The sequence below is a fragment of the Streptomyces sp. NPDC051907 genome, from assembly GCF_040681075.1.
Classification (GTDB): Bacteria; Actinomycetota; Actinomycetes; order Streptomycetales; family Streptomycetaceae; genus Streptomyces.
The window spans coordinates 35072-58141 of sequence record NZ_JBFAYB010000037.1; the positions used below are offsets into that span (position 1 = coordinate 35072).

At 73.2% G+C, this 23070-nt stretch carries 9 protein-coding genes; 7 read left to right on the plus strand and 2 right to left on the minus strand.

Features of this window, described 5'->3' with window-relative positions:
* Nucleotides 1-66 precede the first annotated feature (66 nt).
* Nucleotides 67-12861 (plus strand): amino acid adenylation domain-containing protein, encoded by a 12795-nt coding sequence (locus AB0M39_RS20585; RefSeq protein ID WP_365366295.1) that lies wholly within the window; start codon nt 67-69, stop codon nt 12859-12861.
* A gap of 227 nt (nt 12862-13088) precedes the next feature.
* The gene (locus AB0M39_RS20590; protein WP_365366297.1) at nt 13089-14093 is read left to right on the plus strand and encodes an alpha/beta hydrolase-fold protein; all 1005 of its coding nucleotides are present in this window, start codon (nt 13089-13091) and stop codon (nt 14091-14093) included.
* Between the two features lie 296 nt (nt 14094-14389).
* Here AB0M39_RS20590 and AB0M39_RS20595 read toward each other — a convergent pair whose 3' ends face one another.
* Nucleotides 14390-14788 carry a metalloregulator ArsR/SmtB family transcription factor gene (locus tag AB0M39_RS20595; protein WP_365366299.1) on the minus strand — a complete coding sequence of 133 codons (399 nt, stop codon included), beginning with the start codon at nt 14786-14788 and terminating at the stop codon, nt 14390-14392.
* A 191-nt stretch (nt 14789-14979) separates the two neighbouring features.
* A complete protein-coding gene (locus AB0M39_RS20600; RefSeq protein ID WP_365366301.1) occupies nt 14980-15354 on the minus strand; it encodes a hypothetical protein in 375 nt (124 codons plus the stop codon).
* A 702-nt stretch (nt 15355-16056) separates the two neighbouring features.
* Between AB0M39_RS20600 and AB0M39_RS20605 the strand changes: the two genes are divergently transcribed.
* The 5 genes from AB0M39_RS20605 (at nt 16057) to AB0M39_RS20625 (ending at nt 22615) form a co-directional block, all read left to right on the plus strand.
* The gene (locus AB0M39_RS20605) at nt 16057-17040 is read left to right on the plus strand and encodes an Lrp/AsnC family transcriptional regulator (RefSeq protein WP_365366333.1); all 984 of its coding nucleotides are present in this window, start codon (nt 16057-16059) and stop codon (nt 17038-17040) included.
* A 259-nt stretch (nt 17041-17299) separates the two neighbouring features.
* Complete coding sequence (locus AB0M39_RS20610) at nt 17300-18235, plus strand: polysaccharide deacetylase (RefSeq protein WP_365366303.1); 936 nt, start codon at nt 17300-17302, stop codon at nt 18233-18235.
* Complete coding sequence (locus AB0M39_RS20615; protein WP_365366305.1) at nt 18232-19548, plus strand: MFS transporter; 1317 nt, start codon at nt 18232-18234, stop codon at nt 19546-19548. Before AB0M39_RS20610 ends, AB0M39_RS20615 begins: the two co-directional genes overlap by 4 nt.
* Entirely contained in the window at nt 19548-20390 is an 843-nt protein-coding gene (locus AB0M39_RS20620) for an SDR family oxidoreductase (RefSeq protein ID WP_365366307.1), read from the plus strand. Before AB0M39_RS20615 ends, AB0M39_RS20620 begins: the two co-directional genes overlap by 1 nt.
* Nucleotides 20387-22615, plus strand: coding sequence for a 2-dehydropantoate 2-reductase (locus AB0M39_RS20625; protein WP_365366309.1), 2229 nt, complete (start codon nt 20387-20389; stop codon nt 22613-22615). Before AB0M39_RS20620 ends, AB0M39_RS20625 begins: the two co-directional genes overlap by 4 nt.
* The last annotated feature ends 455 nt before the right edge of the window (nt 22616-23070 follow it).

Sequence of the window (23070 nt, forward strand, 5' to 3'; positions counted from 1 at the left end):
CGAGGGCGGCCCTTCTCGCGTAGACGGCGGGCGGGCCGCCCTCGGGGCAGATGTACGGGGGCGTTGATGGGGCGAAACAGCGAGATGGTGTTGATGGACGTGCTGACCGGCGCGGCCGAGGCGGCACCGGACCAGGGAATCGTCCACGTACGCGGCGACGGCCACGGCGAATGCGCAGGCGCAGGCGCAGGCGACGAACGGACCGTCACCCACACCGCGCTGCTCGCCGACGCGCTGCACGTCGCCGGAGGGTTCCTCGACGCCGGCCTCGCGCCGGGGAGCCATGTGCTGATCCCGGCCGACCGGAGCGAGGAGTTCCTGCCGCTCTTCTGGGGCGCCGTCGCCGCCGGCCTCGTACCGGTGCCGCTTGCCCCGGACGTACGACGGCTCCTGCCCGTATGGGAGTTCCTCCACCGTCCGCCGGTGGCCGTCGGCGCGTCCACCGCGCCGCTGCTCGACGCCCTGCCCGCCGCCACCCCCGACTCCGTACGCCCCCTGACGCTCGACTGGCTGCGGCAGCACGCCGCTCCCCCACGGCTCCCGGAACGGGCGCCGGACGACGTGGCGTTTCTGCAGTTCTCCTCGGGCAGTACCGGCGCGCCGAAGGGCGTCGAGCTGACGCACGCCGCAGTGCTCGCGAATCTCGCGCAGATCCGCGCGGCGGCGGGCATCACCTCCGAGGACGTGATCGCGACCTGGATGCCGTACTTCCACGACATGGGACTGATCGGCACCCATCTCGTGCCGCTGTCCGCACGGATCAAGCAGGTGCGGCTCGAACCGCTGACGTTCGCCAAGCGGCCCGCACGGTGGCTGGAGGCGACGGCCCGGCATCGGGCGACGCTGCTGTCGGCCGCCAACTTCGCCCTGGCGCTCGTCGAACGCCGCCTGCCGGAAGACACGCTCGCACGCCTCGACCTGACGTGCGTACGGATGATCCTGGTGGGTGCGGAACCGATCTCGCCGGCCGTGTGGCGGGCGTTCGCCCGGCGGATGCAACCCACGGGGCTGGCGGCGGACGCGCCCACACCGGTGTACGGCCTCGCGGAGTCCACCCTGGCGGTCACCTTCCCGCCGCCAGGCGAGGTGGCACGACCGCTCGCCCTCGACAGGGCGGCGCTCAGCCGCGGCCGGGCAGTGGACACCGCGCCCGGCCCGGACGCGGTGGAGCTGATGGACGTGGGCAGCCCCGTACCCGGGTGTGCGGTACGGATCACCGACGATGCGGGCGAGCCCGTCGAAGAGCGTCGCGTCGGGCACATCGAGGTCAGCGGCCCGCAGGTGGCCCGCGGGTACCACGGCGCGCCGGAGGCGACGGCGGAGACGTTTCGCGGAGGGTGGCTGCGCACGGGCGACCTGGGGTTCCTGCGCGAGGGCAGACTCTGCGTGACCGGCCGCTCCAAGGACGTCGTGTTCGTCGACGGGCGGACGCTGCACGCGCCGGACCTGGAGGAGGTGGCGGCGAACACGCCGGGCCTCGGCCAGTGCCCGGTCGCGGTCGTGGGCTCCACGGACCCGGCGGGCGGCGGCGAGCGGGTGGTCGTCTTCCTCGCACCGCAGCGTCCCCTCTCAGACCCGGCCGCCGACCTGCTGCGCGAGGTCGGACGCCGGGTCCGCGAGGCCCTGGGACACGACGACGTACGGGTGTTGGCGCTGCCGGCCCGCGCGTTCCCGCGCACTACGAGCGGAAAGGTGCGGCGGGGGGTGCTGCGCGCACGCTTCGAGGGCGGGGAGTACCCGCAGATCGCGGGGCGCGGGGCTACGGGGGTGGTGGGCGGCGGATCCCGGCCTGAGGCATCGGGTCACAAGGCTGTCCCATCCACGACCAAGCCGCCCCTGGCCCGGCCGGACGTCGAGGCCGCCGTGCTCCGTATATGGGAGCGGGCGCTCGGGGCGCCGGGCGGCGCGATCGGACCGCACGACGACTTCCGGGCGCTCGGGGGCTCGTCGCTGAAGGCCATGGAGGTACTGGCCGGCTTGGAGGACGAGTTCGCCGTGCCCCTGCGACCGTCCGACGTACGTGACCACACCACGGTGGCCGCACTCGCCGGGCTCATCCTCGCCGCCGACGCCGCCGACGCTTCCGACGCCTCCGACGCCTCCGACGGCCAGGGGACGGGCACGTCCCGGCCGCACGGCGCCAGCACCACCCGCACAACGCGGGAAGTGTCGCCCGAGGCGGTCGATCCCCTGGTCGCCGTGTCCGCGCTCGCCTGCCGCTTCCCCGGAGCCGATACGCCTGAGGCGTTCTGGGACCGGCTCGTCGAAGGCTACGACGCCGTCACCCCCGTACCCGACGACCGGTGGACGGACCCGTCGGACCTGGCACACCCGTCAGACCCGCCGCAACCGCGACACCCGGCGGACCCGCCGCAACCGCAGTACCCGGCGGATGCGCCACGCCCGGCGAACGCCCGCTGGGGCGCCTTCCTCCACGAGCCGGCCGCCTTCGACGCGGGATTCTTCGGGATGGGAGACGAGGAAGCCCTCGCGACCGACCCCCAGGCCCGCATCCTCCTGGAGCTGGCCCACGAGGCGCTGGAGCGAGCCGGGTACGCCGGGCCGCGCCGACGCGGGCGCCGCATCGGGGTGTTCGTCGCCGCCGGCGACAGCGGCTACCGTCGCGTCCTCGAGCAGGCCCACGGCGAGGCCGGGTTGCCCACCTCGGCGCTCACCGGGAACCTCCCCAACATGCTCGCCGCCCGCGTCGCGCACTGCCTGGACCTGACCGGCCCCGCCCTCGCGGTCGACACCGCCTGCTCGTCCGCCCTCGTCGCGCTCCACCTGGCGCGCCGCAGCCTCCAGGCCGGTGAGTGCGACGTCGCGGTCGTCGCCGGCGTGCACCTCAACCTCACGCCCACCGGGTACACGCTCCTGGAGAGGGCACAGGCGCTGTCCCCGACCGGCCGCTGCCACGCGTTCGGCGCGGCGGCCGACGGCTTCGTCCCCGGAGAGGGCGGCGCGGCACTCGTCCTGACCCGCCTCGACGAGGCGGAGCGGGCCGGCGACCCGGTCCTCGCGGTACTGCGCGGCACCGCCGTGAACAACGACGGCCGTTCGCTGAGCCTGATGGCGCCCAACCCCCTGTCCCAGCGCGAGGTCATCACGCAGGCGTACCGCGACGCGGGCGTCGACCCCGAGAGCGTGTCGTACGTGGAGGCCCACGGCACCGGTACGCCGATCGGCGACCCCGTCGAGGTGCGTTCGCTCGCCCACGCCTTCCCGCCGCGCGCCGACGGCCGGCCGCGACTCCTCGGCTCGGTCAAGACGAACATCGGCCACCTCCTCAACGCCGCCGGCATGCCGAGCCTCGTGAAGGTGGTCCTCGCGCTCGGCCACCGCCGCCTCCCGCCCTCCCCGCTCCGGGCCGGGGACGTGCCCGCGCCTGCCCTCGACCTGGCCGGCGCCGGTTTCGCCCTGGTGGACGCGGTACGGGAGTGGGAGCCCGGGCCCGGCCACGGGCGGCTGGTCGCGGGGATCAACGCGTTCGGCTTCGGCGGCACCAACGCCCATGCCGTACTGGAGGAGCCCCCAGCCCCACACCGGCAGGAGCAGGAGCAGGGACAGGCGCACGGTCCCCGTCTGCTCACCCTGTCCGCGCACGGGAAGGACGGGCTGCGGGCGGCGGCGGCCGACCTCGCGGAACATCTGCGCGACCACCGCGGCCTCGACGAGGGCGACGTCTGCGCCGCCGTGGCCACCGCCCGCGACGAGGGCCCCGACCGCCTGACCGTCGTCGCCGACGGGGACCTCTCGGCCCGGCTCGACGAGGTACGGGCTGGAGGTCTCGCGGCCGGGTTCGCAGAGGAACGGGGCAGGGAGCCCGCGGCGGGGTTCGAAGCCGTACCGGGCAGGAATCGCGCGACCGGGCCCGCCCGACTCTCAGCCACACCGGACGGGGAACCGCCGGCCGGCGCCCCCGCACGGTCGCGGGCGCGTCTGGTGCTGCTCCTCCCCGGCCAGGGCGTACGGCCCGACGGGCAGGCCCACGCCCTGTACGCCGAGGCGCCCGCCTTCCGGGAGGCACTCGACGAGGCATCCGGGCACGCCGGGCCGATCGGCGGGCGCAGCCTCGCCGCCTGGTGCCTCGACGATGACGTGTCGCCCGACGCGCTCGCCCGTACCGAGATCGCGCAGCCGCTCCTCGTCGCGTACGGAGTCGCCCTCGCCCGCCAGGTGCGGGCCTTCGGCATCGCGCCGGACGCCGTCGCCGGGCACAGTGTCGGCGAGATCGCCGCCGCGTGCGTCGCGGGGACGCTCTCGCTCGCCGACGCCGTACGCTTCGCCGCCGAACACGGCCGGCTGATGGCGAAGTCGTGCGCGCCGGGCGCCATGGCGGCGGTGCGCTGCGACGAGGAGACGGCGGCCGCCCTCATCGGCGACGCACGAACCGAAGGCGCACGGAACGGGAGCGCATGGCCCGAAGGCGCACTGGGCGTCGCCGCCGTCAACGGCCCCGACCAGATCGTCATGGCCGGCACGGAGGCCGCCGTCGAGCGCGCGGTCGCCGAACTGTCCGGCCGGGGCATCGCGGCACGCCGGCTCGGTGTGTCGCGGGCCTTCCACTCGCCGCTGATGGATCCCGCTCTGGACGCACTCACCGACGCGGCGCGGGCACTGGTGCTCCGGCCGTCGGTGACGCCGCTGATCAGTACGGTCACCGGGGCGTGGCAGCCGGTGCTGGACCCGGCGTACTGGCGGGAGCACGCCCGGCAGCCGGTGCGTTTCGGCGCGGCGATGGAGCGGCTGATCGGGGAGGGGTACGACACGTTCGCCGAACTCGGCGCCGCCGCTCTCGGCGGCCCCGTGCGGACGGTGGCGGCCGCACATCCGCGCGGAACAGGGACGGTCGTGCTCGCGGCCGGAGACCGGGACGGAGCGCGGGGGTTGCTCTCGGCCGTGGGCCGGCTCTGGGAGCGGGGCGTGCCGCTGGACCGTACGGCGCTGGACGCGGGCCGGTCCCGGATCGCCGTGCCGACGTATCCCTTCCAGCGGCGCCGCTACTGGCCCGGAGCCTCCGCTCCCAGGCCCAGGCCGTTGCTGCACCGGCTGGTCTGGGACGACGCACCGCTGACGGTGGGTGCGGGGCCACGTTCCGTCCTCCTGTCGGGCCCAAACTCGCCACTCGCCCGCGCGTTCGCGGACCGGCTCGTGGGGCGGGGCGTGACGGTCCGTCGGGTCGGGGGCGCGCAGACCGACGGAAGGGCGACGGCCGACGCCGGGCCACCCCCCGAGGTCGTCGTGCTCCTCGCAGGCCCTACGGTCGAGCCGGGCTCAGCCGAGGCGACTGACGCATCTGACACGCCTGCGACACTGAGCACGCCCAACGCGTTCAACGCGTCCGCTGCTCCCCCCGCCCTCCACGCACTCGACGCCGCCCACCGCGCCATGGCGACCGAGCTCCAGCACCTGCTGCCAGAGCTCGCGCTCCACCGCCCGCGTGTACTCGTCGTCACCGAGGACGTCCACGTCACCGGCGTCGGTCCCGAACGCCCGTGCCCCGCACAGGCGGTCCTGACCGGACTGACCCTGGCATTGCCGGAGGAGCTGCCCGGTGTCGTGGCCCGCAGCGTCGACCTCTGCTCCCTCGACGAGGTCGCGGCACGCCTCGACGCTCTCGACCACGAACTGGCCGCCCGGCCCGCCGTCCCGGACCACCGCGTGGACCGACCGGAGGCGCCCGCCGTCGCCTGGCGGGCAGGACGTCGCCTGGGCAGGACGACCGAGCCGATCGCCACGCGACCTGCCGCGCCCCACCCCGCGCCGCGCGTCACCGGAGCCGAAGCCGGAACCGGAACCGGAGCCGAAGCCGTGCAGACCGCCACGGGTCCCGTGCCGCAGGCCGAGGGGCTGCCCGCCGACGGTGTGTACCTGATCACCGGCGGAACCGGCGGAGTCGGCGCCGCCCTGGCCCGCGACCTCGCGGGCCGGGGCCGGCCGACCCTTGTCCTGACCGGCCGATCGGCCATGCCGCCCGCCGGGCTGCTCGCCGAACTCCAGGCGCTCGGCGCCACCGTGGAGTACCGCCCCGCAGACGTCTCCCGCGAGGCCGACGTGGACGCCCTGCTGGCCGGACTGCCGCGCCTCGACGTCCTGGTCCACGCGGCCGGGGTCGTGCGCCCCGGCACTCTCCAGGCGAAGACGCCCGACGAGGTGGCCGAGGTCCTGGCCGCCAAGACGCGGGGCGCCGAACTCCTCGCCCGTGGAATCGCGAGGCACGACCTGCGTCCGACCCGGTGCGTGGCGTTCTCCTCGATCGCCTCGGTGCTGCCGGGCCTGGCGGGGGCGATCGGCGACTACGCCGCCGCCAACGCCTACCTCGACTCCTTCGCCGCCGCCGAACGCAGCGCCGGACGACCGTGGCAGTCGGTCAACTTCGCCGCGTTCGCGAACACCGGACTCGCCGCCGCATCCGGACTCGTCGCCGGTACGGGCGCCTCCACTCGCGGCTCCGGCTCCGGCTCCGGTCCCGCGCCGCTGGCGACCGGTGAGGCGCTGGAGGCCCTGCGTACGGCCTGCGGCATCGACGCCGCCCAACTCGTCATCGCCGATCTATCCGCCCAAAAGGGCGCCCCGAGCCGCACGTCGGCCGACGACGTCGCCGTGCCCCCGCCGACTCGGACGGACCACCGACCCCCGCGGAGAACGCAGTCGGGCGGTGTCCGGGACGTCCTGCGGGACCTGCTGACCGAGACGCTCCACCTCTCCTCGGACGATCTGGGTGACGACGTACCCCTGCTCCGCCTGGGACTGGACTCGCTCATGGCCGTCGATCTCGTGAAGCGGCTGGAGAGGGAGCTGGACCGCGACCTGCCCATCACATTGTTCTTCGAGCACCGGACGCTGGGAGAACTGGCCCAAGCACTCGCCGAATCCGAGGCCCCCGCCCTCACCGCTCAGGCCCCCGCGACGGCGACGCCGCCGCCGACCGACGACGAGGCCCCCTTCCCCCTGACGCCGGTCCAGCTCGCCTTCCACGCCCAGGGCGGGCTGTACCCGGAAGTCACGGCGTACGGCTACGTGACCCAGGACGTCCGCGGCCCCCTCGACGCCGGCCTGCTCGGCGTGGCGCTCGGCCTGCTCGCAGATCGTCACCCGATGCTCCGCGTCCGGATCGCTCCCGGTGCTGCGGCGCCCGTGCAGGCCGCCGTACGGCCCGCGCACGACGACGTACGGACTCCCGACTGGTACGAGGTCCGAGACCTGCCCGGCACCGGCCTGAGCGCGGGCGCCGTCGAGGAACCACTCGGGCAGCTCAGGCAGCTCGAAGAGGCCTTGTGCAACCGCCCGTTCGACCTGACGACCGAGGCCCCGATCCGCGCGGTCCTCGCGACCTTCCCCCGTACCGGCAACACAGCCGCCGACTCCGCCCGCCTCATACTCGTCGTGCACCACGCCGTCGCCGACGGCTTCAGCCTGAACGTCCTCGGCCAGGAACTCTGGGCGTTCTACACAGCCCTGTCGCAGGGACGCACCCCAGACCTCCCCCCGCTCACCACGACCTTCGCCGCCTACGCGGCCCACGAGCAGGCCGAACGGTCACAGGGCGTCCTGGCCGAGGACCGGGCGTACTGGCGTCAGGTGCTCGCGCGCGGGAAGGAACCGCTCGCACTCCCCTACGACGGCGACCCGCTGGGCCTCCCCGAACCCCCGCTCCTCGCCCACCAGGTGACCCCCGACCCCGACCTGTCAGCCGCGCTCCACAAGACGGCCGCCGCCCACGGAGTGTCCCTCTTCCACCTGCTCCTGGCGACGTACGCCCGCTGCCTGTCCCGCTGGAGCGGGGGCCGACAGGACGTGTCGGTGAACGTCGCCAGGGCCCGCCGCGAGACGCGCCTGCCCGGCATCGACCGACTGGTGGGGCCGCTGGCCGACACCCTGCCAGTCCCCGTCCACGTCGGCGCGGACGACTCGGTGCACACGCTGGCGGGACGGCTGCGCGACGCGTGGCCCGAGAACGAGCGGCACGGCCGGCTCACGAGCCTGGACATCGCCAGGCTTCTGCCGGCGGACGGCGCGGGACCGCGTACGGGGTCGCCCGCGTCGTTCAGTTTCGCGCGGTTCCCAGTCGCCCTCGACCCCGAGTGCCCGGTGGAGGTCCGCCCGGCCTCTGCGGGAACGGCCTCCGCCGCCACCCGGCTGAGCCTGCTCTGCTGGGAGGCCGACGGAACGCTGTCCTTCTCGTGGAACTTTCCGGCCCGTCTGTTCGACCGGACCACGATCGCCCGCCTCGCAGCTGAGCACCAGGCCGAACTGAGGGAAGCCGCGGGACTCGGCAGGGCCGGCGGACTCGCGGAAGCGCCAGGCCACGACAACGCCGCGGCACTAGCCACCCCCACCCCTAACCCCACCGCCACCGCCACCGCCACCGCCACCGCCACCGCCACCGCCACCGCCACCGCCACCGCCAAGATCGTCACGAACCCCGCCTCTGCCGTCCGGTCGGACATCGCCGCCCGCCTGCTCGCCCAGTTCAGCGCGACACCGAACGCGGTCGCCGTCGACACGGAGGGGGCCACCCTCACCTACGCCGAACTGGACCGGCTGTCCGGCGCGCTCGCCGCCCGCCTGCGCGCCCAGGGCGTGGTCCCGGGGGACCTGGTGGGGCTGCTCACCGAACCGGGCGCCGACGCCGTGACCGGCGTGGTCGGCATCCTGCGGGCCGGTGCGGGCTGGGTCCCGCTGGACGCCGCCCATCCCCCCGTACGTCTGGCGGACCAGCTGGAACGGTCCCGCGCCGGCGCACTCGTCTGCCACACGGCGACCAGCGCGTCGGCAGCGGCCCTGGCTGCGGCGGCAAACATCGCCCTCGTCACGACAGAGGGCCCCGCCCCGAATCCGGCTCCGGCCCCGGACACGTCCCCGAACCCGGACTTCCTCGCCTACGTCATCTTCACCTCCGGCTCCACAGGCCGCCCCAAGGCGGTCCCGATCACCCGCCGTTCGATGACCAACTACTTGGACTGGGCGCTGGCCACGTTCCAGTACCGCAGCGACGACCGGCTCGCCCAGACGGCGTCGCTCTGCTTCGACGCGTCCGTACGCCAGCTTCTGGCGCCCCTGCTCGTCGGGGCGACGGTCGTCACCCTGCCCCGGCAGCTGCTGCGCGACCCCGAGGCGCTGCTCGACCAGGTCGAGCAGGCCCGGATCTCGGTGTGGAGTTCGGTCCCGAGCCTGTGGTCCAGGCTCCTCGAGGCCGCCGAGACGCGGGTACGGGAGGGCGGGCAGGCGCCGGACCTGTCGGCCCTGCGCTGGATCCACGTCGGCGGCGAGGCACTGCCACCCGCCCATGTACGCCGCTGGTACGACCTGTTCGGCCCCGGTCACCGGATCGCCAACCTCTACGGGCCCACCGAGGCCACCGTCAACGCCACCTTCCACATCGTCGATAGCCGCCCCGCCGACGACGTACGGACCCTTCCCATCGGCACGCCCCTCACCGGCGCCCAGGTCGCAGTCGTCACGGCGGAGGGGCGGCCCTGCGCACCGGGTGAACCGGGTGAGCTGCTCATCGGGGGCGTGGGACTCACGCCAGGCTATCTGCACGCACCGGAGCTGACCGCCGCCGCGTTCACCGAACGCGACGGTCGCCGCTGGTACCGCAGCGGCGACCGGGTCCGGCGCGACGCGGACGGGGTCCTCCACTTCCTCGGGCGGCTCGACGACCAGGTGAAGATCCGGGGTCACCGGGTGGAGCCCGGCGAGATCGAGTCCGTGTTCCTGACGCATCCGGCGGTCGCCCGCGCCGCAGTGGTGCACCGTGACGAACGACTGAACGCCTTCGTGGAACGCCGGCCGGGCGTCGCGGCGCCGGATTCCACGACACTGCGCGCGCATCTGTCTCGGACGCTCCCGGAGTACATGCTCCCGACCCGAATCCGCGTGGTCGACGAACTCCCCCTGACGGGGACGGGAAAGATCGACCGCGCCGGTCTGATGGGGACGACGCACGAGAAGCCCGACGACGCACCCGAGGCGCCGACGGGCGCCCCGCCCACGACCCCCACCGAGGTACTGCTCGCCCGCGTCTGGTCAGAACTACTCGATACGGACACGAACGCGAACCCGATCCGACGCGAGGACGACTTCTTCGCGCTGGGCGGCGACTCGCTCCTCGTCCTCCAGGTGTTCGCCCGGCTGAGAGAGGAGATCCAGGCCCTCCCCCGGCCCACGGTCGTGTACACCCACCGCACCCTGGCCGCACTGGCCGCCGCGATCGACACAGCTGTCGACGAAGGCGTCGACACCGACCAAGCGGCCGCCTGCGACGCCATCGAAACCGAAGGCACACACAACGCCCCGGTCCGCTCGCCCATCTCGTCACCCTCTCCCTTCCCCCTCTCCCCCTCCCAGCGAGGCTTCCTGCTGGCGGACGCGATGGCGGCGCCCCACTCCCCCACGGCATGGCTCGCCTGTCTGCGGCTGGACGGGCCCCTGCGGCCCGCCGCGTTCCAGCAGGCCGTCGACGCCTGTGTCGTACGCCACCCGATGCTGCGCACCGTGTTCCCCGCCGGGGTACGCCCGCCGGTCCAACAGGAACTCCCGCCCGCCCTCCGGCTCCCGGTCGACTTCGAGACCCTGGCCGACCCTTCCCTCCTCGCGTCACGGATCGCCGAGGAACGCGGGCGGCGCTTCGAGTCCTGGGCGTGGCCGCTGCTCCGCCTGCGCGTGCTCACCCTGGGGCCCGACGAGCACGCGCTCGTCGTCCATGCCCACCACCTGATAGGCGACGGCTACAGCGTGGCCGTGCTCGGCCGGGAGCTGCTCGCGGTCTACGACCGTGTCGTGCGGGGTGAGAGCGCCGAACTGCCGCCACTGCGCGGCACGTTCCGCGACCACGTCACGCTTCAGGAACGCCCGGCAGCGTCCGGCGGCGCCCGCAGGGCCCGGCTGGACGAGCCGTACCGGCGCCCGGTCCTAGGGGGCCCGGTGACACCCCCGCACCCTCGGCCCCACCTGCACCCGCACCCGCACCCGCACCCGCACCCGCACCACTCCACCGGATTTACCCTGAACACGGACCAGGTCGCCGCCCTGCGCCGGACCGCCACCGAAGCGGGTACGACGCTGTTCGCCCCGGTCCTCACCGCGTACTACCGGGCGCTGGCCGCCGCGACGGGGCAGGAGGACCTGATCCTGGGCCTCGCCGTGTCCGGCCGCGACGACACACACCCGGACGCTCACCTGGCGTTCGGCCCGTATGCGGCGGCCGTGCCCCTGCGACCGGGCCGCCTGCCCGGCGAGGGGACGGCGGGCCCCACGTTCATGGACGACCTGCACGCGGTCGTGGCGGAGGTCGAGGCGGCCCGCACACAGGGGGTGCAGCCGCCGCGGAGTGACGGCGGGCTGCCGCAGGCCGCCCAGTTCTTCTTCACGTTCCTGGACTTCTCGGCGCTCGGGGCCATGAGCGGCGACACGCTCCGCCTGCGGTGGGACGAGGCCGACGCCGAACTCGCGCCGCCGCCGGTAGGGACGGACACGTTCCTGACGGTACGGCCGATCGGCGAGGGAGAACTGCGTGTGACGCTGCGCGCGTCGGCGGCAGCGTTCCCGGACGAAAGCGCCTTCGCTTCGTTCACAAACGCTCTGCGACACGACATCGCCAAGGCAGCCGAAGGCGCAGACACGAACAGCCGCGACAAGAAAAGGCGCAAGAACAACTACAAGAACACCGACTCCCTGGACTCCGCACTCATCGGCTACCTCCCTCCGCCGATCCAACTCACCGCCCTCACCGCCCTCACCGGCGCGCCGTCCACACTCGTCTCCCCCGGCGCCCCACCGGCGGAGGCGTTGCGCGAACACCTGCGGGAGATGCTCTTCCCCGACGGGCGCCCACGGCTGGTGGAGGTGATCGACACACCGCTCGGCCGTTCGGGCTTCGTCTCCCTGCCGCTGTTCGCGGACGAACTGGCGTCGACGCCCGACCTCGCCGGCCGCACGGCCCGAGCCGTCGAGTTGGCTGCGTCGTCGGGCGCCCGGTCAGTCTCGCTCGCGGGCATGATCCCGTCCCTCACGGCGTACGGATTCGGCGTCCTGCGCGAGAGTGACGGCCCGACGGCCCTGACGACCGGGCACGCGGCGACCGCGGTGTCCGTGGTCAAGACCGTCCACTCGGCCCTCACGCGGACGGGCCGCGAACTGGCCGGCCTCACCGTCGCGGTGGTGGGCCTGGGATCGATCGGCAGCTCATCCCTCAAACTGCTCCTGACGCTCGCAGCCCAGCCACCGGCCCGGCTGCTCCTGTGCGACATCGCGGGCAGCACGCCACGGCTCCGCACGCTGGCCGAGGACCTGCTCTCCCGGGGCCTGGCCCGGAACGTCGAGGTCCACGAATCCGGGCCGGGCGCGCTTCCGCCTGCGGTCTACGAGGCGGATCTCCTCGTCACGGCGGTCAGCGGAGGCGGCGCGATCCTCGACATATCACGGCTCCGGCCGGGCGGGATCGTCGTCGACGACTCGTTCCCTCACTGCTTCGACACGACGAAGGCACTGGCCCGGATGCGGGAACGAGGCGACGTCCTGATCGTGGGCGGCGGCCTGCTGTCCGTCGGTGCAGGCGGTTCAGGTGGTTCAGGCGGCGAGGAAGCCGTACGGCGGCGAACGGCCCCGGGGCTGCCGCCGGCCGTGGCGGCGGCATACGCGGCACAGCCGTGGCTCCCCGACACCATCGCGTCGTGCCGACTGGAGTCGCTGCTGCACGCAGCGAACCCGGAACTCCCGCTGGTCCACGGCCTGGTGGACGGACGGCGGGCGCTGGAGTACTGGCGGGGCATGGAAGCCGCGGGGATCGAGGCGGCCCCGCTACACCTCCTGGGCCACACCGTCGCCACTTGGAAGGAGGCTCTCAAGGGGTTCTAGCCCCTTCCGACCACCCACACGCCCGATCCGATGTGTACCGACGGCGTCGGTGCGCACCGGATCGGGCGGGATGGAAGACGATCGCTCAGGCGGCGGCTCTCCATCAGCAGGCGCAGCTGGTGCACGGTGGGGCCGAGCATCTGGGCGACGTCTGATCCCCTCGTGCCACGGGCGGCCGCCACAAGGGGCGAGTCAAGGTGGCGGCGCCGTGGGCCGATATCCGGTATATGTCGCACGCACACACACGCCGTACCGCTCTCACGACCGGGGTCCTGCTGGGCGCCGGAGCTCTCCTCGGCGCCGCCGCCCCGACCGGCGGCACCAGCAGAGTCCTTGCCGAACACCGCCTGAGCGACCGGCTGGTCGAGCTGACCATGGACTCCCCCGCTCTCGGCGGCCGGAGCGCGGTGGCTCTGCTGACGCCGCGCGGCTGGGACCGGCGCCGCCCCGGCGACCGCTGGCCCACTCTCTATCTGTTCGCGGGCGGAGACGGCGACCACACAACCTGGACAAGCCTGTTCAAAGTGCAGGACCTGGCGGAGCTGCGCGATGTTCTGGTGGTGATGCCGGGCATGCCGCTCTTCGGCTTCTGGACCGACTGGTGGAACCACGGCAAAGGAGGCTCCCCCCAGGTACGCACCTATTTCCTCCGTGAAGTCGTTCCCCTGGTGGAACGTGACTACGGCGCCGGGCCCAACAGGGCGGCGGCGGGCGAGTCCCAGGGCGGATTCGGCGCCCTGGGACTGGCCGCTCGTGTCACGGGACTGTTCGGCGCCGTCGCCGCTTTCGGGGCGCCCGTGCACCCGGTCCGGCACCCGGAGATGTGGCTCTCCGGTGCGAAGTTCGTCGGCGTGGACGGCTACGCGATCTTCGGCGACCCGTGGGAGCAGTGGAAGACCTGGCTCGACTGGGATCCGTACCATCACGCCCGGGGACTACGTCACACACCCGTCTACCTCGCCTCCGGCGATGGAACGCCCGGTCCGCTCGACGGCGACGAGCCCGATCCCCACATCCCCGGCACCGAGAAGTGGGTCGCGCTCGCCGACGACGCAGTCGTATCCGTCACCGAAGCCGTATGCGGCGAGGAGACACGGATGCTCAGCGACCGTCTCACGTCTCTGGGCGCACCCGTGACCACCCACATCTATCCAGGTGGGCACACCGGCACCTACGGCCACAGGGAACTGCGCCACGCCCTGCCGATGCTGACGGCGGCGCTACGCCAGTGACGCTCGCTCGGCCGAATTCCGTGTACCGGCTCAGTGCCTAGGCACTCACGAGCGGTGGACGGTGCGACGCCCTCGGCCGCGGCCCTCAGGCAGGAGTCGGCGCGCGCACGGCCAGCAGGTCGTTCCAGGTCCCGGGGCGCCAGGGGCAGGGCGTTCCAGGAACATCGGCACCCGTCAGGTGGGCGACGAGCGACTCGCCGGCCTCCGTAACGGCCGGCGGCCGAGACGGGGCCGACCATGGTCGTCTCGACCGCCCAGCCGTTGCGGATCCATACGCGCTCAAGGCATCCACAAAGTCAACGCCCCCGGCGGCCAGAGGTCATATCCCCGGAGGGGATGAAGGCCGAGGACCCCGCCTGCGCCGAGCTGTCGGTGTGCCGGAGCTCGGCGAGGAGTTCATTCTGTCCGGCCAGGAGTTCGGTGAGGATGCGCCGTGCGGCGCGCAGGAGTTCCGCCACGTCGCCGCCGGCGAGGGCGTAGCTGACGGTGGAACCGTCACGAATGGAGATCACAATGCCGGACCGTCTCAGTACCGCGAGTTGCTGGGAGAGGTTCGACGGTTCGATCTCGATCTCGTTCAGGAGTTCGCGCACGGGTACGGGACCGTGCTGGAGCAGCTCCAGTACACGGATCCGGACGGGATGCCCGAGCATGCGGAAGAACTCCGCCTTGGCCTGATACAGCGGCGTCTGCATGCGACAACACTCCCAACCCGCGGTTCGGCCGTTCCAGGGCCGGCAGCTGGACCTGCCGGATCCTCGGTGCCCAGCCCCAGCCATCCTCCCGTCTCCCGGCCCGGCCTGCCCTGGCCTGATCACATTCAGATGTGCCGAGTTGAAGACTCTTTCAACTCATGGGCAGGCGGAGCCGGGAAACGAGGAGACGGCTACAGCTCCAGTTCCGCCTCGATGCGCCTGAGCTGGTGCCGGGCCATGGCCAGGTTCGCCCGGCCCTTGTCCAGGACGAGGTACAGGAACAGGCCGTTGCCCCCGCGGCCCGTGATCAGCCGCATGAGGTGGTACTGGCTGCCGAGGGTGATCAGCACATCCTCGATGTCCTCCTTGAGACCCAGCATCTCCATCGTGCGGACGTTCGCACGGATCACATCGGTGTTCCCCGCGGCGGCCACCGTCAGATCGAGATCCTTGCCCCCGCCCAGTGTTCCCAGCGCCATGCCGCTCGTGTAGTCGACCAGCGCAGCCGCCACGCTCCCCTCGATCGAGGTCATCGCCTCCTTCAAAGACGTCTCCACAGTCAGCATCCGTACCCGCTCCCTCTGTTCTGGACGACGCCGGCCGGCCTCACACCCCGGCCGAGTGATGACCGCAGACGCTACCCACGCGCTGCCAGGAGTTACGGGAACACCGGGAACACGGCAGGAAACCACCCCCAGTGCCCTAGCATTCGCCCCGCGAGGAATGCCCGTCGACGCACGAGGCACCATCGAGCTCAAGATGCCCCGTCCCCACTCCGGCCGGGCCGACTCCCCGGCAGATCGGCGTCCCCGCTCAGGCCACTCCTGCCACCGGTCTTCAAGACCAACCGGAAACCGACAGGACAGCAGCCCTCAAACGGCCCAGCTAACGCCGAACGCAGCCAACTCGCCCCGCAGAAACGCATTCGCACCCCGGCGAGAGCCACACCGAAAATCGCCGCGGGCGGGGTGTACGCGGCGCTGTGGCGGTCCTGGAACGGCGGGAGCTGACTCCGGCTGGCCGAGCCGTGCGGGGCGGGCCGGGTTGCCGTCCTCCCCGCACGAGAAAATCCAAAGGTCCTCTCGCGGCGATCCTGCACGGGCGCGCCTCACCGCAGGACGGGGCCGATCTGCGGAATTCCCCTTCCCGAAACCTGCGTGACGCGGGAGACCCCCGACGCAATGGGTGGCCGTGCAGGATTCCACCGTTGACGGGTTTCCGGCCAGGTGGCTAACGTCCCAGCCATGAGACCCCGCGCCCACGCAGACATGATCGACGAACTGGACCGCCGCGTCATCGCCGCCCTCCAGCTCAACGGCCGTGCCTCGTGGAACTCCATCTCCCGCTGGGTGGGAGCCAGCGAGACCACCGCGCAGCGGCGCTACCAGGCGCTGCGCGAGCGGCGGCTCGTCCATGTGGTCGGCGCGCTGGAGCTGGACCGCACCGAGAGCGGTTCCTCCATGCTGGTGCGCGTGCACGCCAGGCCGGGCAAGGGGCTGGAGCTCGCCGAGCTGCTGGCCGCGTGCCCGGAGACGCGGTTCCTGGCCGTCGTCACCGGCACGGCCGACCTGATCGTCGACTTCGTCGCCCGGGACAACGAAGAGCTCATGAGGCTGCTGTTCACCGACCTCCCGGGCGCACACCTGATCACCAGCACCGAGTGCGTCGCCGTCATCCGCAGCTTCACCTCGGCGGCGATGTGGGACACCGGCCTGCTGCCCGCCGAGGCCGTCGCCGACCTGCGGCCCGCCACGCTCGCCCCACCGTGCGACCGTGACGACTGGGACCGGGCGCCACAAGCGCTCTCCGGTCTCGAACAGGCCGTCGCCGACGGTCTCGCCCAGGACGGGCGGCTGCCGATCAGCGCGTTGGCGCGTCGGCTGGACCGCAGCGAGTCCAGCGTCTCGCGCGCCCTCGACCGGCTCGTGGAGCGCGGAGTCCTGCACTTCCGCACCCTGGTCGAACCGGCGCTGCTCGGGTACCAGGCCGAGTTCATGGTGTGGCTCTCCATCGAGCCGGACCAGCTCGACGCCGCGGGCCGGCAGCTCGCGCGTCACCCCGGCACCAAGTTCCTGGCCGCCGCCACGGGCCGGTTCAACCTGGTCGGCCACATGGTGCTGCCCCGCCGTACCGACCTGTTCCGCTACACCGGAGAGGTCATCGGCGCCCTGCCGGGGCTCAACGCCTCGGACGTCACCGTGCACCTCGCCACCCTGAAGGGCGCCTGGACCCGGCTGGACCAGGCCGTCTGACCCGCCCGCGGGGGGGCAAGCCCCGCGAGCACTCCGCCCCCGGCGGCCCCGAGCCGCACCCGGCCGGTACATCCGCACATCCGCACATCCGCCCTCAAGCGCAACGGCACGTCCGGCGTACGCCGACGGCCTCCCCACACGTACCCGCACCCCACCCGTACCCGCACCCCGCCCGGGCGCCCAGCCCGCCGCGGGCACGGACCAGGCTGTCCGTCCGCCGAGCGCGCACCTCACCCCCGAGCCCACCCCGGAGAGCACCATGTCCACACCCGATCCGGAGACCACGACGCCGAGCTGGCAATGGCCCGAGAGCCGGTGGCGACGCCACGTCGAGGCGGTCCGCGCCGGTCAGCCGCTGCGGCCGGAGCGCTGGCCGGACGGCGCCCGGGTCGCGGTCGCCCTGTCCTTCGACTCCGACCACGAGACCATCCCCCTGCGCGACGGGCAGACCAGTCCCGGACTGCTCGCCCAGGGCGAGTACGGGGCGCGGGTCGGCGCACCGCGGGTCCTGGAGCTGCTCGCCCGCTTCGGGGTCCCGGCGACGTTCTTCATGCCCGCCGTCTCCGCGCTGCTCCACCCAGAGGAGGCCCGCGCGTACACCCGCGACGGCCACGAGATCGCCGTCCACGGCTGGATCCACGAGCGCAACACGCTGCTCGGCGCCGAGGACGAGAAGGAACTGATCGGCCGGGCCCTGGAGACCCTCACCGACCTCACGGGAGAGCGCCCGACCGGTATCCGCACGCCGTCCTGGGACTTCTCGGACTCGACCCTGCGGACCATCCTCGACCTCGGCTTCGCCTACGACTCCTCGCTGATGGCGGACGACGAGCCGTACGAGATCCTGGCCGAGGGCGACCCCACCGGGCTGGTCGAGATCCCGGTCGACTGGATCCGCGACGACGCGCCTTACTTCACCATGGACCGCTACGGCGCCGTCCGCCCCCACAGCCGTCCCCGCGACGTGCTGGAGATCTGGACCGACGAGTTCGACGCCGCCTACCGCGCGGGCGGCGTCTTCCAGCTCACCCTCCACCCGCATGTGATCGGCCACCGCTCACGGCTGACCGTCCTGCGCGAACTGCTGGACCACATCAGCGCGCACCCCGGCGTCTGGTACGCCACCCACGCGGACCTGGCCCGGGCCGTCCGGACCGCCGCCTCCGCCCCTCACAACCCGGAGCAGCCCTCATGAGCACCGAGTCCCAGACCGCCCCGGCCGCGAACAACGCGCACAACGCGCACAAACTCAACGGCAAGCAGCGCAAGGCCATCGTCGCCGGCACCATCGGCAACACCGTGGAGTGGGTCGACTGGGCCCTCTACTCGATCTTCGCCAAGATCATCGCCGTCGAGTTCTTCCCCTCCGGCAACGGCGCGGTCGCCCTGCTCGCCACGCTGGCCGTCTTCGCCGTCGGCTTCGTCATGCGGCCCGTCGGCGCGGCCGTGCTCGGCGTCTACGCCGACCGCCACGGCCGCAAGAAGGGCATGACCCTGACGGTCGGGCTGATGGCCGGCGCCGCCTTCGTCATCGCCCTGACCCCGAGCTACGAGACCATCGGCGTCCTCGCCCCGCTGGTGCTGCTCGTCGCCCGGCTGGTCCAGGGCTTCTCCGCAGGCGGCGAGTTCGGCTCCTCCTCGGCCTTCCTCGTCGAGTCCGCCGCCACCGGCCGCCGTGCCTTCGCCGGATCGTGGCAGCAGGTGTCCGTCGCCGGCGGCGTGCTGATCGCCTCCCTGCTGGGGACCGTCACGACCTCCCTCCTCAGCGACGAGACCCTGCACGCCTGGGGATGGCGACTGGCCTTCGTCGTCGGCGGGCTGCTCGGCCTGGTCGGCCTGTGGCTGCGGGTCTCGGTGGAGGACACCGACTCCTTCACCCGGGCCCAGAGCTCGGGCCGCACCCGCTCCAACCCGCTGAAGGCGATGTTCGTCGAACACCCCGGCGCCGCGCTGCGGGTCGCCGGCATCACGATCGCGGGCACGCTGACGTACTACATCTGGGTCAACTACCTCCCGACGTACGCCAATCTCACCACCGGTATCCCGCTGAGCAGCGCCCTGCTCTCCCAGACGCTCTGTCTGATCGTCTTCGTCGTCCTGCTGCCCTTCGTCGGCCTGCTCTCCGACCGCCTCGGCCGCAAGCCGACCATGGCGGCCTTCGCGGGCGGGTTCGTGGTGCTGGCCTGGCCGCTGCTGCACCTGCTGGACAACAGCTTCCTCAGCCTGTTCCTGGTGCAGTTGGTGGGGATGCTGCTGATCCTCGGGTACTCCGCCAACTGCGCGGTCATCATGGCCGAGCAGTTTCCCGCGGAGATCCGGGCCACCGGCATCGCCCTGCCGTACGCGCTGGCCGTCGCCCTCTTCGGCGGCACCGCCCCGTACCTCACCACCTGGATGCACGAGAGCGGCCACGGCAACGTCCTGTGGCTGTACGTCTCCGGGGCCTCGCTGGTCTCCTTCCTCGTCTACGTGACGATGCCGGAGACGAAGAACAAGGAGTTCCACTGATGCGCCACGTCCTCGTCACGGGCGCGGCCGGAGGCATCGGCGCGGCGATCGCCGAGGAGTTCGCCGTGGCGGGCGCCGTCCTCACCTTCGCCGACCGCGACCCCGACGCCCTGGACCGCCTGGTCGCCCGGTTCGACGACACGCCTTGCCGCGCCCTGGGGCTCACCGCCGACCTGAGCGACACCGAGGCCCCGGCGGAGCTCGTCCGGCGGGCATGGGCGGCACAGGGGCCGGTCGACGTCCTGGTCAACGCCGCCGGGGTCTACCCGTCCCTCGACATGGCCGACGTGGACGCCACGGCGTGGGACCGGCTCTTCGCCGTCAACCTGCGGGCCCCCGTACTGGCCACCGCCGCCTTCGCCAGGCTGGCCGTCGAGCACGGCCGGGGCGGCGCGGTGGTCAACATCTCGTCGGGCTCGGCGCTGCGGGCCCGGCCCGGCGGCGGCCCGTACGCCAGCTCCAAGGCCGCGCTGGAGACGGCCACCCGGGCGGCCGCCCTCGAACTGGGCGCCCACGGCATCCGCGTCAACGCGGTCAGCCCCGGATTCGTCCCGGTCGACAGCGCCTGCAACCCGGTCTCCGAGGAGTACGCCGCCGCGATCGGCGCCAACCCCCTCGGCAGGGCCGGGACCCCCGAGGACGTCGCCCGTGCGGTCCGCTGGATCGCGGGTGAGGACGCCGCCTGGATCACCGGCGAGATCCTGCGGGTCGACGGAGGGTCCAGCGCCGGCGCCCTCCACCTGCCCCGGATCTGGCCCCCGGACCCGGCCGACGGCGCCCACCGCCCTTCCACCACCGCTGTACCCGCAACGGCCCAGGCCACGAAAGGACATCCCGCATGAGCAGCGACACCTACACGGTGGTCGGAGCCGGGGCCATCGGCGGAACGCTCGCCTTCAGCCTGGCCCGGGCCGGGCACCGGGTCCGCCTGGTCGACACGGACGCGGCGCACGTCGCGGCCATCCGTGAGCGAGGGCTGACCGTCGCCCGGGGCGAGCACCGCGAGAGCGTACGCGTCGAGGCGGTGACCCCCGACGCCTACGAGGGCCCCGTCCACCGGGTGCTGTTGGCGGTCAAGGCCCAGGCCACCGGCGCCGCCCTCGACTGGATCACGCCCCGGCTCGCCCCGGACGGCTGGGTCGTCTCCCTGCAGAACGGCTTCAACGAGGAGCTGATAGCGAAAAAGGCCGGGCCGGAGCGTACCGTCGCCGCCTTCGTCAACATCTTCGCCGACGTCATCGAGCCCGGCGTGATCCTCGACGGGGGCGCCGGGGCCCTGGTCGTCGGCGAGCACGGGGGCGCCGCCCTGTCCGAGCGGGTCGGCTCCCTCGTCGCCGATCTGCGGAGCTGGGGCCCCGCCGTGGCCAGCGACAACGTCGAGGGTTACCTGTGGGCCAAGGCGGGCTTCGGCGCCATGCTGGCCGCCACCGCCCTGGCCGACGCCCCGATGGCCGAGCTGATCGACCGCCACCCGGCGACGATGGACGCGGTGGCCGCCGAGGTCTTCGACGTGGCCGACGCCCTGGGGATCGCCCTGGAGCCCTTCGACGCCTTCGAACCCGAGGCGTTCCGCCGCACCGCCGACCCCGCCGTACGCCGCGCCGCCACCGCGCGCCTCACCGCCTGGCTCCGTACCCAGTCCAAGGACCGCAGCGGAATCTGGCGCGACCTAGCGGTACGCCGTCGGCCGGTCGAGGTGACCACCCACTACGCGGAGGTCTTCGCCCAGGCCGAACGCCACGGGGTCGACACCCCCGTCCTGCGCGCCGTCATCGACGATCTGCGGGAACTGGAGCGCGACCCCGGCCTGATGGCGGAGGCCCGGCTGGACGCCCTGGACCGCCTGACGGCCACCGGCCCGGCGGTCCCGGCCGCCGCCTCCGCCTCCGCCGAGAGCGTCACCGGCGCTCCCGGGGAGGAGCGCGCGGGCGCGGTGCGGGCGTGGCTGGAGGCCCGCCGCGAGGAGATGGTCTCCGACCTGGCCGCCTACACCTCCCTGGAGAGTTCCAGCACCGACCTGGCGGCCCTCGACGCCTGCCTGACCTGGCTGCGCCACTGGCTCGACGGGTCCCTGGGCGCACCCGGGGCCGAGGAGATCCAGGCCCGCGAGGAGACCGGCGACATCCTGATCCGCCGCTACCCGGGCGCCGGCGACCGCCCGGTCCTGCTGCTGGGCCACTACGACACGGTCTGGCCGACCGGAACCCTGGAGCAGTGGCCCTTCCGGCGCGACGGCGACCGGATCACCGGCCCCGGCGTCTTCGACATGAAGGCCGGGCTGGTGCAGGCCGTATGGGCCCTGAAGGCGCTGGACGCGCTCGGGCTGCCCCGCCCGGCCTGCACGCTCCTGCTCAACGGCGACGAGGAGACCGGCAGCCTCGCCTCCAGCGAGGCGATCATCGACGAGGCCCGCGACAGCCGCGCCGCCCTGGTCTTCGAGGCCGCGGCCGACGGCGCCCTCAAGACGGCCCGCAAGGGGGTCGGCCTCTTCACCCTCACCGTCGCCGGCAGCGAGGCGCACGCCGGCCTCGACCCGGAGGCCGGGGCCAGCGCGGTCGAGGAACTAGCTCACCAGATTCTGCGCCTCACCGGCCTGCGCGACCACGAGGCGGGCACCTCGCTCAACGTCGGCGTGATCGAGGGCGGCACCCGTAGCAACGTCACCGCCGGTCAGGCGCTCGCCCGGCTCGACGTCCGGGTGGCCACCGCCGCCGAACAGGAGAGGATCGGCGCCGCGCTGGCCGCACTGCGGCCCGTGGACCCGCGTACCTCCCTGGAGGTGTCCGGCGGCTGGAACCGACCCGTCTTCGAACGCACCGCCCAGGTTGCGGAGTTGGCGGAGCTGGCCCGGGAGTGCGCGGCCCCGTTCGGCCTGGAGCTCAGGGAGACGGCGGTGGGCGGCGCCAGCGACGGCAACTTCGTCGTGGCCGCGGGCGTCCCCGTCCTCGACGGCATCGGCGCGGTCGGCTCCGGCGCCCACGCCCGCTCCGAGAACACCTCGGTGAACGGGATGGTGCAGCGCGCGGCGCTCACCGCGCTGGTGCTGGCCACGCTGGCCGAGGACTGAACCGCCGGGGGCGGGGAGCGCCGCGCCACCGGCGTGGTCGGTCTCCCCGCCCTTGTCCCGGTAGCAGCGCCGGTTCGACGACCACGGCCCGACGATCCGTCCCCGGCACGGTGCTGGCGGCCGGCAGCAAGGCCCTCGGCGCGTCCGGGCACCGTACCGTCCTGGTCGGAACGTCCGTACGGCCCGACGATGACCTCCCTGCGTCCCAACTTGTCACTGGTGGGCCGAGGTTCGCGTGAGGGAGGACGGCCTGCCGTGCCCACCGTTCGTCTGCGGCGCCGCCGTCGAGAGGGGGCGACGGAGGGCAGGTTGTCGTCCGACCCGCCTCGGTCCAAGCTGCGGGCCCCCCGAAGGATTCGGAGGGCCCGCGCGGCTTTCTGCAGGGAGAGGAGAAGCGGAGGTACTGGCGGGCACCATCCGCCTCGACGGGGTCCGCTTCCGCTGCGCAGCCGGCC